We start from the raw sequence: 16,338 nt of genomic DNA on the forward strand, positions 1-16,338 counted from the left end.
CCCTAACCGCGCGGGTGGTACCCATCACTTCACCGGGGCACATGCGGCCAGCGCCGCATCGACGTCGGCGACCACGATGAGCCGATCCAGCGCACCCGGTGCGACATAGCCGCTGTCGGCGAGTCCGCGCACCCACGCCAACAGGCCGTCGTAGTGCCCGAACGGATCGAGCATCACCAACGGCTTGTTGTGCATCCCCAGGTACCCGGCCGTCCACGTCTCGAAGAACTCCTCGAGTGTGCCTATCCCACCGGGCAGTACGACAAAGGCATCGGCGCGGTCTTCCATGACCTGCTTGCGCTCCCGCATGGTGTCGGTGACGACGAGTTCGTCGGCATCCACGTCGGCGAGTTCGCGATGCACCAGGGCCTTGGGGATGACGCCGACGGTGTGTCCGTTTCGCGAGCGCGCCGCGTTCGCCAACGCGCCCATCGCCGATACGTTGCCGCCGCCGGAAACGAGTGTCCAATTGCGGTCGGCGATCGCTGCCCCGACGTTGCTTGCGAGCGCGAGCAATTCGGGATGAGTGGGCCCAGAGGCGCAGTACACGCACACTGCCCACTGGCCGTCGGACGGGGTTTCTGCCACGAATGCAACGTACCGTTCCACGATTTCCAACAGCCGGACGGCAATACACTGCGGCGGTGCCAGAACCAATCGCCGCAGCCGAGCAGGCCTTGGCGAACGGCGATCTCGAGGCCGCCGAGGAACTCGGCCGCGCAGCGCTCCGTGAGCAGGATTCGCTGACCGCCCGCCTGACGTTGGCTCAAGCACTGGCCTGGCAGGGCCGGGGCCGCGACGCCGACTCGGTGCTCGACGAGGTCGACCCGGCGACGTTGACCGAGGCCGAGCTCATGACGTGGGCGCTGCCCCGTGCGGCCAACCAGTTCTGGATGCTCGATCAGCCCGAGCGTGCGACGGCGTTCCTGCGCGCCACTCGGGGCCGGGTGACGTCGGCGCCCGCTACTGCGACGGTCGACGCGCTGCTTGGCACGTTCGCCATGAACGCAGGCAGCCCGCAACGCGCGATGGAACTCGCGCGGGAGGTGCTGGCCTCGCCCGACGCCGACGACCAGGCCGTCGGCTGGGCAGCGGCGGCCGCGGCCTTGAGCAACGCCCGCATGGGCCGCTTCGCCGACGTCGACGAATTGGCGGAGCGGGCCATCGCCGCCGGACACCCCGGACTGCTGCGCTTCACCAGCGGCTACGGACAGACCACCGCACTGCTGATGTCCGGCGAGTTGGACCGCGCGCAGGCGCTCGCGCAGGAATTCGTCGACGCCACCGAACCGCCGCAGCCCAGCCACGCCATCGGGCTGCTGCTCGTCGCCGACGTGCTGATCGCCCGCGGCGACGTCGCCGCGGCGGTCGAGCTGCTGGAGCCGGCCGCGACCACACTGGCGCTCACCGGCTATTCGTGGGGGCCGTTGGCGTGGATGTTGTTGGCGCAGGCGCTCGGTCAGCAAGGCCGGACCGCGGACGCAGGCCGAATGCTCGGCCGGGCGGAGTCCAGGCACGGGCTCAAGTCGATGCTGTTCGCGCCCGAACTGTCGCTGGCGAAGGCGTGGACTGCGGCGGCCCGCCGCGACGGGCCGGGCGCGGTCAACGCGGCCCGGGAAGCTGCCCGCGCGGCCGAACGCGGCGGCCAGTCGGCGGTCGCGTTGCGGGCGTTGCTGGACGCGGTGCGACTCGGCGACACCCGGGCCGCGGACGCCATTGCGCGGCTCGGCGTCGACTGCGTCGTCGGCCGGTTGGCCCTCGACTACGCGCGAGCCCTGACCGCAGCCGACGCGTCGGAGCTTTCGGTTGCTGCGGCGGCGTTCGCCGACATCGGAATGAAGGGCGTCGCTGCGGACGCGACGACCCAGGCCGACCGGGCGCGCACCTAGAATTGCTGCGTGAGTGTGTTGGAGGGGTTCCTGACGACCCTGACCAACGCGCGCGCGACGTTCGGTGAGGGCATCCCCGACCACTTCGACGGAGACGCGCTGACCCGGGTGCACTCCGACTTGGGGGCGGCGGCCCCTGGCCAGCATTGGAGCGGTCAGGCCGCCAGCGCATACGAGGCCGTCAACGCCGAACACCGTCAGACGCTCGGCGCGCTGGCCGAACTCGACAAGCGGATCGCCACCCACATGAACGAGGCGGCAAGGGTGGTGGCCGCGGGTCGGGAGGAACTCGACGGGCTGCGTCAGTGGGTGGTCGACCTGGCCGACAGCGTTCCTCCTGAGGCAAACCAAGACGACGTGCTGCACCCCGTCGTCAAGCAGGCCACCGAGCAACTCATCGACGTCATCACCCGCTCGAATGCCCAGCTGAACGAGATCGGCGCCGGGCTTCAAGGGTTCAGCGGCCAGTACGCGGCGCTCGCCAATCAGCGGTTCGGGAAGTCCTGACCATGGCCTTCGATCCGTTTCACGTCGACCTCGACGGTGTGCTCGGATTGTCGCGGGTGCACGCCCGCGCCGCGGAAGCGCTGAACGGTTCCACCGAGTCCGCATTGGCCAAGTCGGCCGGCGCCGACCTGACGCACGGATCCATCGGCACCCGAGTGACCGGCGCCTTCAGCGAATTGCTCGACGCTCGCCACGAGGCCCTGACTGCCGCCGCGCACACCAGCGGTGAGCTCTCGCAACGGCTAGCCAAGGCCGTGTGGGCATATGGACGTGGCGACGAGAGCGGCGCTGAGTCGGTGCGGGCAGCCGCAGAGGCCATCGGCGCTGCCCCGGGTTCGTCCGGCACTCCGATCGCGGCCGGCTCGTCGGGCCCGTCCGGCGCCGTGGGGGCGGCGGAATCAAGTGGCGTCACCGACGCGCTCGGTCAGGCTGCACCGCAAGGCGCTCAGCTGGCGCAAACGGTGGCCGGGGCCGGGCTGTCTGCCGGCGTTGGTGCGGGCGCCGCCCACTCCGACGGACTGGCCGTCGCAACACCCACGGTTGTGCCGCCAGCCAGATCCGCCGACGAACAGGCCGAGAAGCTGACGCGGGATTGATCGGCGATTGCCGCGTCGGTCGGTAGCTGGGCGGCTCTAGGATTGATCCAAATCTGACTTTGGGGGTGCGTGCGTGGGTGTCCTTGAGGCGTTCATGTCGACGTGGTCGAAGGCGCGTGAAACGTTCGGCGAGGGCGTGCCGCAGACGGGCGAGCGGTTCGATCAAAGCGGGCCGTTAAACCAGCTAAAGACGACCGTCGACTCGGCTGCTCCAGGATCGCGATGGTCGGGTACGGCCGCCGGTGCCTACGGCGCGGCGAATACCGATCACGGCAACGTCATCGGACAAATGGCTGGGCTCGACCAGCGATTTGGTGCGCAGGTCACTCAAGCGGCGAACATCGTGCAGACCGGCCGCCAGAACCTTGACTCGATCCGGCAGTGGGTGCAGGACGCTGCTGGGTCGGTGCCCGCAGGAAAGAATCGCGAGCAGTTGCTGCTGCCGATCGTGCAGAAAGGTCTTGGGCAAGTTCAAGACGTGGTCACCACGTCCAACGGCCAACTCAACGCCGTCGGCGTCGACGTGAAAAAGCTGGGCGGCGAGTACGACGCGTTGGGGAATCAGAAGTTCGGAACTCCTAAGGAGGGGCCGGATCTCCAAGGGGTCAAGGGCGACGAAGACGACAATAAGAAGAAGTCACCGAGCGAGCAGGGGGCCGCGGACTCCGAAGCGCTTCAGGACGGCAAGCTGACGTCCGAACAGCAAGAGCGCCTTGCTAGGAACACAAAGCTCACGCCCGAGCAACAGGCCGCCTTGGACCAGGGCAAGCTGGCCCTTCCGCCCGATCGCATGGCATACCTTCAGGGCTTCTCGCGCGAGTTCGGTGACAAGACTCCGGCCGAGATAAATGCCATCATGGACAAATCCGGGGCGGATGGCGACCGAGTCGCGGACGTATTTCAATTGGCCTCGAACCCGAATATCACGACCGGGCTTCCGCAGACGGACCCACCATCGATCGACCATCCATCCAGTGGTGGCAAATATGCACTCCCCGAAGGCATTCAGAAGGTGCTCGACGGTCCGGCGATGACTCAGCCCATGACGAGCGGAGTCTTCCAAGACGGTCGATGGGTCGTCCCGCAGGAACCGACGGGACCACTGCAGCCGACGCAGGGCCTAAATGACCTCGCCAACATCGTCCAGCAAGGCGACCGCAATTTGCAGCACGGGACCGCACTCGATTCCGGACTGATGGCGAAAAGCCAAGAGATGCTTGATGTATCGAACAAGCACTCCCAACTCGGCCCGACCGACGACCCACCCCGGTGGTACCACGAGACAGTCGACCCGACGCTGCAGAACATGCTCAACGCGGTCAACAAGGACGACATGGTTATTCACGACGCAGTGACCGGACCGGGTAGCGAACACTTCCTCAACGACTTGACGAACCACCAATGGCAGGACGACGGGCGCGCGGCTGGTGGACTGTTCGAATGGGTTGGAGAGGATGCTGCCCACGACCCAACCGGCCGGGCCGCCCAGACTGCGCACGCCCTTGCCGAGTACACCAGCAGCCACCACGGCGATCTGCTCAACCTCGAGAGCACTCGAGGCTACGGAGCAGAGGGGCAGTCGCTTGGCCAGATCAATCCAGAGCTCACCCGTGACTGGGCGCGCGCATTTTCGCCATATTTCGATGACATGGTAGGCAACAACACCGGCGGCAACGACAGCCTGTTTGCTCCGCTGGACCCGGCCGACGGGACGAAGACCGAACCGACCAACACCCGGAACCTGATGAGCGTGTTGATGTCAGACCATCCACCTTTGGACCAGCAACCCGGTTCGGGCGCACCACAGACGGCAAGCGAGATCCTCTTCGACAGCACGCAACAGCACGTCCACAAGGCCTTCGAGAATGCGGCACTCTCCGCAGTGAACGGTGGTCCCGTGACGGACGACTTTGCGATGCAGTCCGCCGGCCGCCTCCAGGCGGCGCTCAACCTCGGGGGCTACGACGAAGCGGCGTCCAGGCTCCACAACACATTCGAAGCGCAGCATGAGTCGTGGCAATTGCAGGGCAAGCTGTACGACCTCAGCGCGGGGTTCATAGACCAATACGGGGCACCTGGCGGCGCGGCAAACGACATCGCCGCGTTCAGCAAGGATTTCATCATCGGACCGGAACCGGTCGAGGGGAAGGCTCCGAACGTCACCATCCCCGGTACCTTCCCGACCGAGCGCCTCATGGCCGAGACGTTGGCGGACCACGGCGCTGGGGACATGTCGGCGCTCAACGGCATCTACGAGAACGGAGTGCTGCACGCACCCCCAGATCAAACCGGCAGCGGTGAATACCGTGACTACCACAACACCATCACGACGTACCTCGACTCCGTCGGGCGACCAGGCGCAATGAATGACCTCATGCAGACCTACTGGAACACCTATACGTCGTCGGTATTCGGTGCGACCTAGGCTCGAACGACCATGAGGAGATTGCTGACGCTCGTCGTCGTTGCCGCGCTACTCAGCGCCTGCACACCGTCGACACCGAAAACCGACAATGCCGTTCCATCGGCGAAGTCGACTCAGGAACAGCGGCTCGCGAATTGGCCTGCCACCCTGAACGATTTTCGCTTTCACTGGACCGCAGCACCCAACATCGACCTTACGACGGGGCCCAGCGTGTTGATTCGCGCCTACCTCGAGTCCTACGACATCGCCGAGTACACATTCGATTTGGACAACGTATATCCAGGTTTTCTCCGCGCCACGCCACCCAACACCGACCGGAATGCTCCGGACGCCCTAAATCAACTCCTGGGTATCCGACCGCTCGGCTACTACAACACAAAGACACCAAAGGACGCGCGACCGCACTACGGCTTCGTGCCCTATCACGTGCTCGAACTCGCTCCACTGGCAGCCGGGTACGAAGCCACGGTGTGTACTGCGGAGTACGGGAGTTTCATCGAGAGCACCGCACGACCAGGAAAGTTCATTTCCCTGGGGACGGACGACAAGACCGGCAAGCCCTTCAAATTGGGCCCCACCAGCGGGGTGTACGTCCACCGCATCGAGTTCACCCAACACGATCCGCGCGTCGGACTCACACCACCGCAACCGCCGTCCGCGCCTCAAGTGGGACCATCGCCAGCGCCCTACGAAGACGTCTTCGGCAATTGGTACGTCACCGCGGAGAGCATCGGATTTTGGGGTCCCGTCGGCCACCCGGATACGCCCCACTTCCCCACGCCGGAACTCGAGCAACGCTGCGCGGACAGCATGCCCCAGAACGAAGTTGAACGGACCGCGCTAATGACCGGCTACAAGGACGCGCCACCACCACCTGGTGATGCGGACCCTGGATGGCCCTTGCAGGCCAATTAGCTGGATCGCGTCACGCCGTACTGACTACGCGTCTTCGGCCGTTGCGGTAGGCCTGCGGACATTAAATCTGACGTCCTTCCTGGCGTTCGTCGTCGGCATCGGGCTCCATCCGGTCCGGTTTCGGATTGGGCGGCATTGCACCCTTGATCTGCCAGAATTGGCTATCGGATTCCGGCGTTGGAAATCCCTTTGCTCGCGACTTTCGAATGAACGTGACCACCAGAACGACCACGCAGATCACCAGAAATACGACGAGCGCGACCTTCAAGACAACCGGCAACATCAGAACACTCCACGGTTGAGGACACGTACGGCCAGTTTCTTCGTGCGCACGCCACAACGCTAATCGCAAAAGCGAGGACCCGCGCCGAGTCCAAGTTCCCGGCATACCCCGCCACCGACTGGCAATAGAATCGATGGTGCTGCGTGACAGTGGTGCAGCGATGGCAGGCGTGGGGAGGATCGAAATGGGCGGCGAGTTCCACCTCGACAGCAGTGGTTTAAGTCCGCTGTCCGACATTCACTCCCAGGTGGCCCAGGGATTGGGCCAATTGGTGAGCGGAGGCGGACCGCAATCGGCGGATGTGGCGAAGTCGTTCGGCAACATCGCGTTCGGCCTCAACTCGGCCCTCGACGGCGCCTCACAGAGCCGCTTGAGCACCATCCAGTCAACGAAGACTTCCAGCGACACCATCGGGGAGCTGCTCAACAAGGCCCACCAGATGTACTTGCAGGGCGACCAGCAGGGCGCCGACAAACTCAAGGCGGCGGCCGAAGCGCTGCAAGCCTCGGAAGGCGGAGGCGCCAGCGGTGCCGGCAGCGCAGGTGGCTCGACCGGAGCGGGCGCCACCGGGGCCGGCGCCGGTGGCGCGGGGGCGGCAGGCGGGGGCGGGGCCGAGATGGCGGGCCAGATGGCAACTCAGGTCGGTCAGCAAGTCGGGCAGCTCGCACAGGGACTGGCCCAATCGGTACAAGGGCTCGCCCAGGGGCTTACCCAACTCCCCCAGCAGATCATGCAGGGCATCCAGGGTATTGGCGGGTCGGCCGCGCAGGGTGCCGGTTCCGCCGGGGGCACCGCCCATGACGCGGTCAAGGCCGCCGAGGAGAAGGCCCTCGAGGACAGGGACAAGGACAAGGACGGAAAGCCAGACGACAACAACGCCGAGGAACAGCGCGGGCGGCACTCGGCGCCTCCACCCCATTCCGACGGCGCACAGCAGGGTTCCAACACCGACGGCGGCCGGGCACCCGTTCCGCCACCTCCGGCCGAACGCCCGCAGCCCGCGCAGACCCGTCCGCAGCAGTCTCCGCTCTAAGCCAACCCACCGTCAGCCAGCCGCAACCACCGCTGGACCCCAATCGCCTCCAAGAACCGCTCGTCGTGGCTGACCACGACGAACGCCCCGCGGTAGGCATTCAACGCGGATTCCAGTTGCGCCACGCTGACCAGGTCGAGGTTGTTGGTCGGCTCGTCGAGCAGCAGCAGCTGCGGCGCCGGTTCAGCGAACAGCACACACGCCAGGGTGGCGCGCAGCCGCTCACCACCCGAGAGCGCCGACACCGGCAGATGGATACGATCACCGCGAAACAGGAACTGCGCCAACAGATGCATGCGGCGGGTGTGGCTCAGACTCGGCGCCGACGACGCCAGACACTGCGCCACCGTGCGCTCGGGATCGAGCAGATCCAGGCGCTGCGACAAGTAGGCGATCCGACCGTCGGCCCGCTGCACGTCACCGGCGGCGGGAACCAAATCGCCCGAGATGATGCGCAACAGCGTGGACTTGCCCGCCCCGTTGGCCCCGGTCAGCGCGATGCGTTCCGGACCGCGGATATCCACGTCGATACCCTTGTCGCCAAACAGCTTTCGTCCACCCACCTGAAACTGAAGACCGCGGACGGAGACTACGGTGCGGCCCGCCGGTACCTCGGTGTCGGGTAGCTCGAGCACGATGGCGTCGTCGTCGCGCAGCGCCCGCTCGGCCTGATCGAGTCGGGTCTTCGCGCCGTCGACGCGTTTGGCGTGCACGTCATCCGCTTTGGCGGCCGACTCCTGGGCATCGCGCTTGAGCTTGCCCGCCACGATCTTGGGCAGTCCGGCGTCCTTGACGTTGCGCGCCGCGGTGCTCGAGCGTTTCGCAGCACGTTCGCGGGCCTGCTGCATCTGCCGCTTCTCGCGTTTCAGCAGCTGCTCGGCGTTGCGAATGTCCGCCTCGGCGGTGCGCTGGGCCGCCTCGAGCGCCGCTTCGTACTCGGTGAAAGTTCCTCCGTAGAAGACGATCTCACCACGGTAAAGCTCGGCGATACGGTCCATCCTGTCGAGCAGCACCCGGTCGTGACTGACGACGAGCAACGTGCCCGTGAAGTCGTCGAGCGCGGCGTAGAGCCGGTGCCGGGCGTCGCCGTCGAGGTTGTTCGTGGGCTCGTCGAGCAACAGCACATCGGGCCGTCGCAGCAGTTGCCCAGCCAGCCCGACCGAGACCACTTCCCCACCGCTGAGCGAGCCAAGCGGCCGGTCGAGGGCGAGGTGCGCCAGACCTAGCCGGTCCAGTTGAGCGCGCAGCCGCTCCTCGACGTCCCAGTCGTCGCCGATGGCGGCGAAGACCGCCTCGGAGGCGTCACCGGCGGCCATCACATCGAGCGCGGCGATCACCGGCGCGACACCGAGCACGTCGGCCACTATCAGGTGTGCATCGAAGGGCAGCGTCTGCGGCAGATAACCCACGGTGCCGTCGACCGAGACGGAACCCGCAGCAGGCAGGCACTCCGCCGCGATGAGCCGCAGCAGTGTGCTCTTGCCCGCGCCGTTGGGTGCGACGAGGCCAGTGCGGCCGCCGGGCACGGTGAAGGACAGGTCCTCGAAGAGGACGGTGTCATCCGGCCACGCGAAGGAAAGGTGTGAAGAAACGATGGAAGACATGGGAGAGCTCTCTTGAAGAGTGCCCCGAGGCAGGGCAGGGAACGACTAACGACTAGATGCTCCGGACTTATCCGGAGACGTCGTCTCCCAGCACGATTGCGGCCCGCCTCATGTCGATTGCGATTTCGTCACCCATGGTAGCGACGTCACGCAACCAAATATTTCCTGAGCAGCTCGGTGACGGCGGTGATCTGCGCGACGTCGACGCGTTCGTCGACACGGTGCGCGAGGTTCGGATCGCCGGGTCCGTAGTTGACCGCCGGGATGCCCAGCGCGGCGAACCGTGCCACGTCGGTCCAGCCGAACTTGGCGCGCACCTGGCCACCTGCGGCCTGAACCAGCGCGGCCGCAGCGGGTTTGGTGAGTCCGGGCAGGGCACCTGCGGCGGCGTCGGTCAGTTCGACGTCGACGTCGAGTCCATCGAGCACGTCGTGCACGTGGGCGAGCGCCTGGTCGACGCTGCGGTCGGGGGCGAATCGGAAGTTCACCGTGACCGACGCGGCGTCGGGGATGACGTTGCCCGCGATGCCGCCGTCGATGCGCACCGCCGACAACCCCTCGCGATACGTGCAGCCATCGATGTCGACGTCGCGGGGCTGGTAGGCCTTAAGCCGGTCGAGCACCTCGCCCAACTTGTGAATCGCGTTGTCGCCCAACCACGATCGCGCACTATGCGCCCGGGTGCCTGCGGCGCGAACCACCACTCGGATGGTGCCTTGGCAACCGGCTTCGATGTATCCGCCGGACGGCTCGCCGAGGATGGCGACGTCGGCCTTCAGCCATTCGGGTAGCTCACGCTCGATGCGGCCCAGTCCGTTGGCGGTGGACTCGATCTCCTCGCAGTCGTACATCACCAGCGTGATGTCGTGCGATGGCTCGCCGATGGTCGCGGCGAGATGCAGGAACACCGCGTCGCCGGACTTCATGTCGGAGGTGCCGCAGCCGTGCAGTTCGCCGTCAACGAGCCGGCTCGGCAGGTTGTCGGCGGCCGGGACGGTGTCGGTGTGGCCGGCCAACAGCACGCGTGACGGACGGCCGAGGTTCGTGCGGGCCAACACGGCGTCGCCGTTGCGGACGACCTCGAATCCGGGCGCCTGAGCGCGTAGCGCGGCCTCGATCTCGTCGGCGATGCGCTGCTCGTACCGCGACTCGCTGGGGATGTCCACCAGCGCCGCGGTCAGCGCGATCGGGTCAGCACGTAAATCCAGGCCCACGATCACCGAGGCTAGTCCAGTAGCCTTTAGCAACGTGACTTCTGCATCAGGCGTCGGCGTGGCCACCATCGCGGCCGACGGAACGGTTCTCGACACATGGTTCCCCGAGCCCGAGGTCGGCGGCGAAGGCCAGACCGGGACAAACCGGCTGTCGGTGGCCGAGGTGCCCGCGGCGCTGAGCGAACTCGAAGGCCGCGACGACGAGCGTGACGTCGAGACGGTGCTGGTCCGGACCACGATCGCCGCGCTCGATGACAAACCGGCCGACGCCTTCGACGCCTACCTGCGGCTGCACCTGCTGTCGCACCGGTTGATCGCCCCGCACGGCGCCAACATGGACGGCGTGTTCGGCGTGCTGGCCAACGTGGTGTGGACGAATTTCGGCCCGTGCGCCGTGGACGGATTCGAACTGACGCGCGCCAGGCTCCGCAAGCGCGGGCCCGTCACGGTGTACGGCATCGACAAGTTCCCGCGCATGGTCGACTACGTCGTGCCCACCGGCGTGCGCATCGCCGACGCCGACCGGGTGCGCCTCGGCGCGCACTTGGCAGCGGGCACCACGGTGATGCACGAGGGCTTCGTCAACTTCAACGCAGGCACGTTGGGCACGTCGATGGTCGAGGGCCGGATCTCCGCCGGCGTGGTGGTCGACGACGGCTCCGACATCGGTGGCGGCGCGTCGATCATGGGCACGCTGTCCGGCGGCGGCAAGGAAGTCATCTCGGTGGGCAAGCGCTGCCTACTCGGCGCGAACTCCGGATTGGGTATCTCGCTTGGCGACGACTGCGTGATCGAGGCCGGCCTCTACGTCACGGGCGGCACCAAGGTCACGACGTCTGACGGCCTGACCATCAAGGCGAAGGACCTGTCCGGCGCCAACAACCTACTGTTCCGGCGCAATTCGGTGTCGGGCGCGGTCGAGGTCGTCGCCCGCGACGGCAGCGGCATCACGCTCAACGAGGCACTGCACGCCAACTGACGGCTACCTGCACCGCGTCACCCGCAACATGGCGACGCCATGCGCGGGCACCGTCTGCTCGATGGGCCCCGGAGTGGTCGAATCGGCGTGTTCCCATAGGTCGCGCACGGCGTAGCAGGCCGCCGTGGGCAGCCCGATCGCCGTGGCATCGGTGCGAATCGGTACTGGCGCAACGTCCGCGTTGAACAACGCCACCGCCACCGAGCCGTCGGCCAGTGGCTTCACGATCACGCGGGATTCTCGGCGCAGTGGAAGCCCTTGCAGGACCAGCGGATCCTGGTCGACCGCAATCACCTCGCGGTTGGTCAGGATCGCCCGAGTCGCGTCGGTCATCGACCTCACGTCATTGCCTGCGAGCAGTGGTGCGGCCAACATCGCCCACAGAGAGAAGTGCGCGCGCTGCTCGGTCTCGGTCAGGTCGGGCCGCTGCGGCCCGAGTGCCATCGTCGGGTGGCCGGTGACGAAGTCCGCCCATCGAATGCCGACTACCAGCATGTCGGGGTCGTTGACGTGCTTCGGGCCGTCGCGCCGGGCGACCGGCCCCGCAGCGTCGAACGCCTGGCTGACTCCCGCGAGCCCCGCCGACCATAGGGCCTTGTCGCCCCAGGCCGGTACTAGGTCCATGGCGTCGCGACTGACGTCGGCGATGTGTGTCCAGTCATACTCGGAGCCCGCTTCGGGATCACCCGAGCTGTTGGGGTTGATGCTGTAGACGATGTGACGACCGCTGGCGCGCAACGCATCCCGCATCGCCACGAAGTACTTCACCTGTTCGTTGTGACCCGCCTCCAGCCGACACCAGTCGTACTTGAGATAGTCGACACCCCAGGCGGCGAACATGCGGGCGTCCGCCTGCTCGTGCCCGGCGCCGCCGATCCGCGGATCCTGGCCGCAACCCTCGTTGAACGGGCTGTGGTAGATGCCGAGCAGCATGCCGCGGTCGTGGGCATAAGCCGCCAGCGCGGCGATGCCGTGGGGAAATCGGTTCTGGTCGGCCCGCAGGTTGCCGTCCGCGTCACGCGTGGGGGCGGCCCATCCCGCGTCGAGGTTGACGTAGCGGTACCCCGCATCCCGCATCCCCGAGGACACCATCGCGTCGATGGTGGCCTCCACGGCCCGTTCGTTCAGGGCGATGCCGGAGTTCCAGGAGTTCCATCCCATGGGCGGCGTCTGGGGCTTCAGCGGTGGCGCCGGCGCGGGTGAAGCGCAGGCGGCGAGCACGCCGGCGCACAGCACCAGGATGGACAGTCGACGCACGCGGCCATCCTGACATCGCTGACTGAGGCTCGCCTTCGAAGTTCCTGTGGGCCCGTTCCCCCAGAATCAGCCCTCGGCGGCCAGAATGCAGAACTCGTTGCCCTCGGGATCGGCGAGGACCACCCAGGACTCGTCACCCTGACCGATGTCGACGTGGCGCGCACCCAAGGCGACGAGGCGGTCCACTTCGGCCTGCTGGTCGTCGGGCGTGAAGTCGAAGTGGATGCGGTTCTTCACGACCTTCTCGTCGGACACCGCCAGGAACAACCAGTCGGGACCCGAACCCGAAGGTGCACGCAAAACGACGTCCCCGTCATCGGTCGGCTCGAGGCGCCAGCCGAGCACGTCGGCCCACCATCGCGCGAGCGCGTGGATGTCGGCGGCATCGATGCAGACTTCGGTGAACCTCAATCCCATTGCGCGAGTTCCTTCTTCAGCACCTTGCCCATGGCGTTTCGGGGCAGCGCATCGACGATGCGCACCTCACGTGGGCGTTTGTGCACCGAAAGCTGTTGGGCAACATGGTCGATCAACACCTGCGGTGGCGCGGAGCCGACAACGAATGCGACGATCCGCTGGCCGAGATCGTCGTCGGCCACGCCGACGACCGCGACCTCGTCGACACCGGGATGGCCGAGCAACACCGTCTCGATCTCACCCGCTCCGATGCGGTACCCGCCGGACTTGATGAGATCGACCGACTCCCTGCCGACGATGCGGTGCATCCCCCCACCGTCGATCACAGCGACGTCGCCGGTGCGATACCACCCGTCGGCGCCAAGCACCGCGGAGGTGGCGTCGGGTCGGTTCAGGTAGCCGTCGAACAGCATGGGGCCGCGAACCTCAAGTCGCCCAATGGTTTCCCCGTCGTGCGTGGCTGGGGCCCCGTCGTCGTCGACCAGCCTGCTCTGCACACCGTCGAGCGGCAGGCCCACCCAGCCGGGCCGTCGTTCACCGTCGACGAGGGTACTCAACGTGATCAGGGACTCGGTGCTGCCATACCGCTCGACGGGTGCATGCCCGGTCAGCCTGACCAATTCGTCGAACACCGGAACCGGCAGCGGGGCGCTGCCGGACACGAGCAGCCGGGCGGACGACAAGGCCAGGGCCGCGTCCACGTCACCGACGACCCGTGACCACACGGTCGGAACTCCGAAGTACAGCGAACCGGCGGCCGCCGCGTACGCAGCCGGTGTCGGTTTGCCCGTGTGGACGAAACGGTTGCCGATGCGCAGCGACCCGAGCAAACCGAGTATCAGCCCGTGCACGTGGAACAGGGGCAGGCCGTGCACCAGGGTGTCGTCCGGCGTCCACGCCCACGCCTTGGCAAGCGCGTCGATGTCCGCAGCGATGGCCCTGCGACTGAGCACCACGCCCTTGGGCGGGCCCGTGGTGCCGGAGGTGTACACGACCATCGCCGACGCATCCTCCGGCGGTTCGGCGTAACGGTGCCAGGACCTGGCGTGCAACCTCACCGGTACGTGCGGCAGCCCCTCGGGTTCGGGGGGCAACTCGCCCAGCCACGCCACCGCACCGGAGTCGGTGACGATGTGGCGGCGCTCCGCGACTCCGACGTCCGCGGGCACGGGAACGAAGGGCACCCCGGCGATCAGGCATCCGGTGACGGCGAGCACGGTCGTCGCGGTGGGCGTCGCGAGTACTGCCACGACGCCCGCGCCGGCGACGCGTTCGGCGACCGACGTGGCCGCTCCGACGAGATCACTGCGGCTCAGCGTCGCGCCATCGATGCGAACTGCGTCCGCGATGTCACGCCCGGCAGCGACGGCGGATGGGTTCAGCGAGGTCAGCAGCACGCCCGCGAGGCTACCCGGAGACGGGATACTGGACGGGTGGATCCCATCGAGCGCGTCGACTCCCGAGTGGTTTACCAAAACCCGTGGATGGTCGTTCGGGAGGACGGCGTGCGGCGCCAGGACGGCAGTCCCGGAATCTACGGCGTCATCGACAAGCCGACGTATGCCTTGGTGATCGCCACCGACGGCCACCGTTATCAGCTGGTCGAGCAGTTCCGCTATCCGATCGGGTTGCGGCGATGGGAGTTTCCGCAAGGCACCGCTCCCGGCACGCCGAGCGGAGCCGAGCCGCCGCCCGCCGCGCTCGCAGCACGCGAGCTGCGCGAGGAGACCGGCCTTCGCGCGGAGTCGATGGTGGTACTGGGCCAACTCGACGTCGCGCCGGGCATGAGCAGCCAGCGCGGCTGGGTATTCCTTGCGACCGGGATCACCGAGGGCGACCACGAACGTGAGCCCGAAGAGCAGGACATGCGAAGCGCGTGGTTCAGCGGCGAGCAGCTCGAGCAGATGATCGTCGACGGCATCATCACCGACGCACAGACCATCGCTGCATGGACGCTGTTCCGGCTGGCCGTCCGATGAGTTGTCAGCGCCCAACCGGTCAGCACCTTCAGTGGAAGGAGAAGTTCCGATGACAACCGAGCCCAAGACCCACCGAAATCTCGACGGCTACGGAACCCCAGCGATCGAATGGGACCGAGTCGAACGGCAGCTGAACACAACGGTGACGCAGGCACCCGGCACCGGGGGGCCAGGTCGCCACACCACCTGGCTCACCACCCTCGGCCCGGACGGCGGCCCAGACGTCAGACCGGTCGGTGTCGTCCAGCACGAGGGGCACTGGTACTTCACCTCGAGTGCGAAGACGCAGAAGTGGCGAAACCTCGCAGCTGACGGCGCCACCAGGTTCGACCTGTGAGCGCCGACTCCGACATCCGCTCGTTGGTCGCCGATTGGGTCGCCGCGATTCAGTCACGCGATCTCGAAGGCGTGCTACGCCAACATGATCCGGAGATCGTGATGTTCGATGTGCCGCCGCCATACCTCGGGGTGCGGGGGCTCGACGACTACCGGGACAGCTGGGGTCCGTTCTTCGACTGGCTGCGATCCACCGACGCCATCTTCGAATTAGACGAGTTGAACGTCGAGGCCGGGTCGGACGTCGCGTTTGCCTATGGCATCTTGCGGTGCAGCACGCCGAGCGAGCTCGCGACCAACCCGGACAACCGCTTACGACTCACGCTCGGGCTGCGCAAGGTCGGCGATCGGTGGACCGTGGTGCACGAACATCATTCGTTCCCGATGGCCTGACAAGCGTTCACCGGAGTTCACCAGAAGAGAAACGAGGAACGCAGCCGATTTTGCCGCGGGTACTGTGGCGCTAGCGTGTTCTTGCTTGATTCGGCCAAACATTAAGGGCCGTCTAAGGATTGACAATGAGACTTTCCCTGCTGACGCTGGTCGGGCACTGTGGGGGAACTGAAAGGGATTTGGAATGACGATGATGACGAGACTCGCCGCAGCAGCCGGTGGGCTGACGTTGGCGTTGATTGCCGGCAGCGGGATCGCGTCCGCAGCGCCGGACCCCATTCTCAACACCACGTGCACGTACCCCCAGGTGATCGGAGCCTTGACTGCACAGTCGCCCGAATCGGCCAACCAGTTCACCAGCAACGGAATGGCCACCGGCTGGCTGCAGACCTTCCTCAATGCGCCCCCGGACCAGCGTCAACAGCTTTACGCCCAGGCTCAGGGCCTGCCTCAGTTTGGGCAGTACCGCGGACTGATCAACCAGGTCGCGCGCACCTGCAACAACTTCTGA

The 16,338-nt window shown here is 66.6% G+C and carries 17 protein-coding genes and 1 pseudogene; 11 read left to right on the forward strand and 7 right to left on the reverse strand.

Annotation, left to right across the window (positions count from 1 at the left end; genetic code table 11):
• Positions 1-24: 24 nt before the first annotated feature.
• Positions 25-588 (reverse strand): TIGR00730 family Rossman fold protein, encoded by a 564-nt coding sequence (locus tag SLQ30_RS24715; RefSeq protein WP_319449422.1) that lies wholly within the window; start codon positions 586-588, stop codon positions 25-27.
• 62 nt (positions 589-650) lie between these two features.
• Here SLQ30_RS24715 and SLQ30_RS24720 point away from each other — a divergent pair.
• From SLQ30_RS24720 to SLQ30_RS24740, 5 genes and pseudogenes are all read left to right on the forward strand, one after another.
• Positions 651-1,889: pseudogene (locus tag SLQ30_RS24720) on the forward strand (AAA family ATPase); the annotation flags it as partial.
• Positions 1,890-1,898: 9 nt separating this feature from the next.
• The gene (locus SLQ30_RS24725) at positions 1,899-2,396 is read left to right on the forward strand and encodes an EspA/EspE family type VII secretion system effector (protein ID WP_319449423.1); all 498 of its coding nucleotides are present in this window, start codon (positions 1,899-1,901) and stop codon (positions 2,394-2,396) included.
• A 2-nt stretch (positions 2,397-2,398) separates the two neighbouring features.
• Positions 2,399-2,992, forward strand: coding sequence for a type VII secretion target (locus tag SLQ30_RS24730; protein WP_319449424.1), 594 nt, complete (start codon positions 2,399-2,401; stop codon positions 2,990-2,992).
• Between the two features lie 73 nt (positions 2,993-3,065).
• A complete protein-coding gene (locus SLQ30_RS24735; protein WP_319449425.1) occupies positions 3,066-5,417 on the forward strand; it encodes an EspA/EspE family type VII secretion system effector in 2,352 nt (783 codons plus the stop codon).
• A gap of 12 nt (positions 5,418-5,429) precedes the next feature.
• Entirely contained in the window at positions 5,430-6,332 is a 903-nt protein-coding gene (locus tag SLQ30_RS24740; protein WP_319449426.1) for a hypothetical protein, read from the forward strand.
• A gap of 61 nt (positions 6,333-6,393) precedes the next feature.
• Here SLQ30_RS24740 and SLQ30_RS24745 read toward each other — a convergent pair whose 3' ends face one another.
• Positions 6,394-6,615, reverse strand: a complete 222-nt coding sequence (locus SLQ30_RS24745; RefSeq protein ID WP_319449427.1) for a hypothetical protein — start codon at positions 6,613-6,615, stop codon at positions 6,394-6,396.
• Between the two features lie 160 nt (positions 6,616-6,775).
• On the opposite strand from SLQ30_RS24745, the gene SLQ30_RS24750 reads away from it, so the two are divergent.
• Positions 6,776-7,648, forward strand: a complete 873-nt coding sequence (locus tag SLQ30_RS24750; protein WP_319449428.1) for a type VII secretion target — start codon at positions 6,776-6,778, stop codon at positions 7,646-7,648.
• On the opposite strand, the gene SLQ30_RS24755 is transcribed toward SLQ30_RS24750, so the two are convergent.
• Together SLQ30_RS24755 and dapE are read right to left on the reverse strand one after the other, a co-directional pair.
• Positions 7,645-9,252, reverse strand: a complete 1,608-nt coding sequence (locus SLQ30_RS24755; RefSeq protein WP_319449429.1) for an ABC-F family ATP-binding cassette domain-containing protein — start codon at positions 9,250-9,252, stop codon at positions 7,645-7,647. The genes SLQ30_RS24750 and SLQ30_RS24755 overlap by 4 nt on opposite strands.
• A gap of 146 nt (positions 9,253-9,398) precedes the next feature.
• A complete protein-coding gene (dapE, locus tag SLQ30_RS24760) occupies positions 9,399-10,466 on the reverse strand; it encodes a succinyl-diaminopimelate desuccinylase (RefSeq protein ID WP_319449430.1) in 1,068 nt (355 codons plus the stop codon).
• A gap of 1 nt (position 10,467) precedes the next feature.
• Here dapE and dapD point away from each other — a divergent pair, with 1 nt between their 5' ends.
• The gene (dapD, locus tag SLQ30_RS24765; RefSeq protein ID WP_319449506.1) at positions 10,468-11,445 is read left to right on the forward strand and encodes a 2,3,4,5-tetrahydropyridine-2,6-dicarboxylate N-succinyltransferase; all 978 of its coding nucleotides are present in this window, start codon (positions 10,468-10,470) and stop codon (positions 11,443-11,445) included.
• Between the two features lie 3 nt (positions 11,446-11,448).
• On the opposite strand, the gene SLQ30_RS24770 is transcribed toward dapD, so the two are convergent.
• The 3 genes from SLQ30_RS24770 to SLQ30_RS24780 all read right to left on the reverse strand — a co-directional run bounded on the left by SLQ30_RS24770 (position 11,449) and on the right by SLQ30_RS24780 (position 14,516).
• Positions 11,449-12,702 (reverse strand): glycoside hydrolase family 27 protein, encoded by a 1,254-nt coding sequence (locus SLQ30_RS24770; RefSeq protein ID WP_319449431.1) that lies wholly within the window; start codon positions 12,700-12,702, stop codon positions 11,449-11,451.
• 66 nt (positions 12,703-12,768) lie between these two features.
• Entirely contained in the window at positions 12,769-13,119 is a 351-nt protein-coding gene (locus SLQ30_RS24775) for a VOC family protein (protein WP_319449432.1), read from the reverse strand.
• Positions 13,110-14,516, reverse strand: coding sequence for an acyl-CoA synthetase (locus tag SLQ30_RS24780; protein WP_319449433.1), 1,407 nt, complete (start codon positions 14,514-14,516; stop codon positions 13,110-13,112). The genes SLQ30_RS24775 and SLQ30_RS24780 overlap by 10 nt, the downstream gene beginning before the upstream one ends.
• A 36-nt stretch (positions 14,517-14,552) precedes the next feature.
• Between SLQ30_RS24780 and SLQ30_RS24785 the strand changes: the two genes are divergently transcribed.
• The 4 genes from SLQ30_RS24785 (at position 14,553) to SLQ30_RS24800 (ending at position 16,338) form a co-directional block, all read left to right on the forward strand.
• Entirely contained in the window at positions 14,553-15,098 is a 546-nt protein-coding gene (locus SLQ30_RS24785) for an NUDIX hydrolase (RefSeq protein ID WP_319449434.1), read from the forward strand.
• Positions 15,099-15,147: 49 nt separating this feature from the next.
• A complete protein-coding gene (locus SLQ30_RS24790) occupies positions 15,148-15,435 on the forward strand; it encodes a pyridoxamine 5'-phosphate oxidase family protein (protein WP_319449435.1) in 288 nt (95 codons plus the stop codon).
• Entirely contained in the window at positions 15,432-15,827 is a 396-nt protein-coding gene (locus SLQ30_RS24795; protein ID WP_319449436.1) for a YybH family protein, read from the forward strand. The genes SLQ30_RS24790 and SLQ30_RS24795 overlap by 4 nt, the downstream gene beginning before the upstream one ends.
• Before the next feature lie 184 nt (positions 15,828-16,011).
• The gene (locus SLQ30_RS24800) at positions 16,012-16,338 is read left to right on the forward strand and encodes a hemophore-related protein (RefSeq protein WP_319449437.1); all 327 of its coding nucleotides are present in this window, start codon (positions 16,012-16,014) and stop codon (positions 16,336-16,338) included.

This window comes from Mycobacterium sp. RTGN4 (assembly GCF_033804635.1).
In the GTDB taxonomy this organism is placed as follows: Bacteria; Actinomycetota; Actinomycetes; order Mycobacteriales; family Mycobacteriaceae; genus Mycobacterium.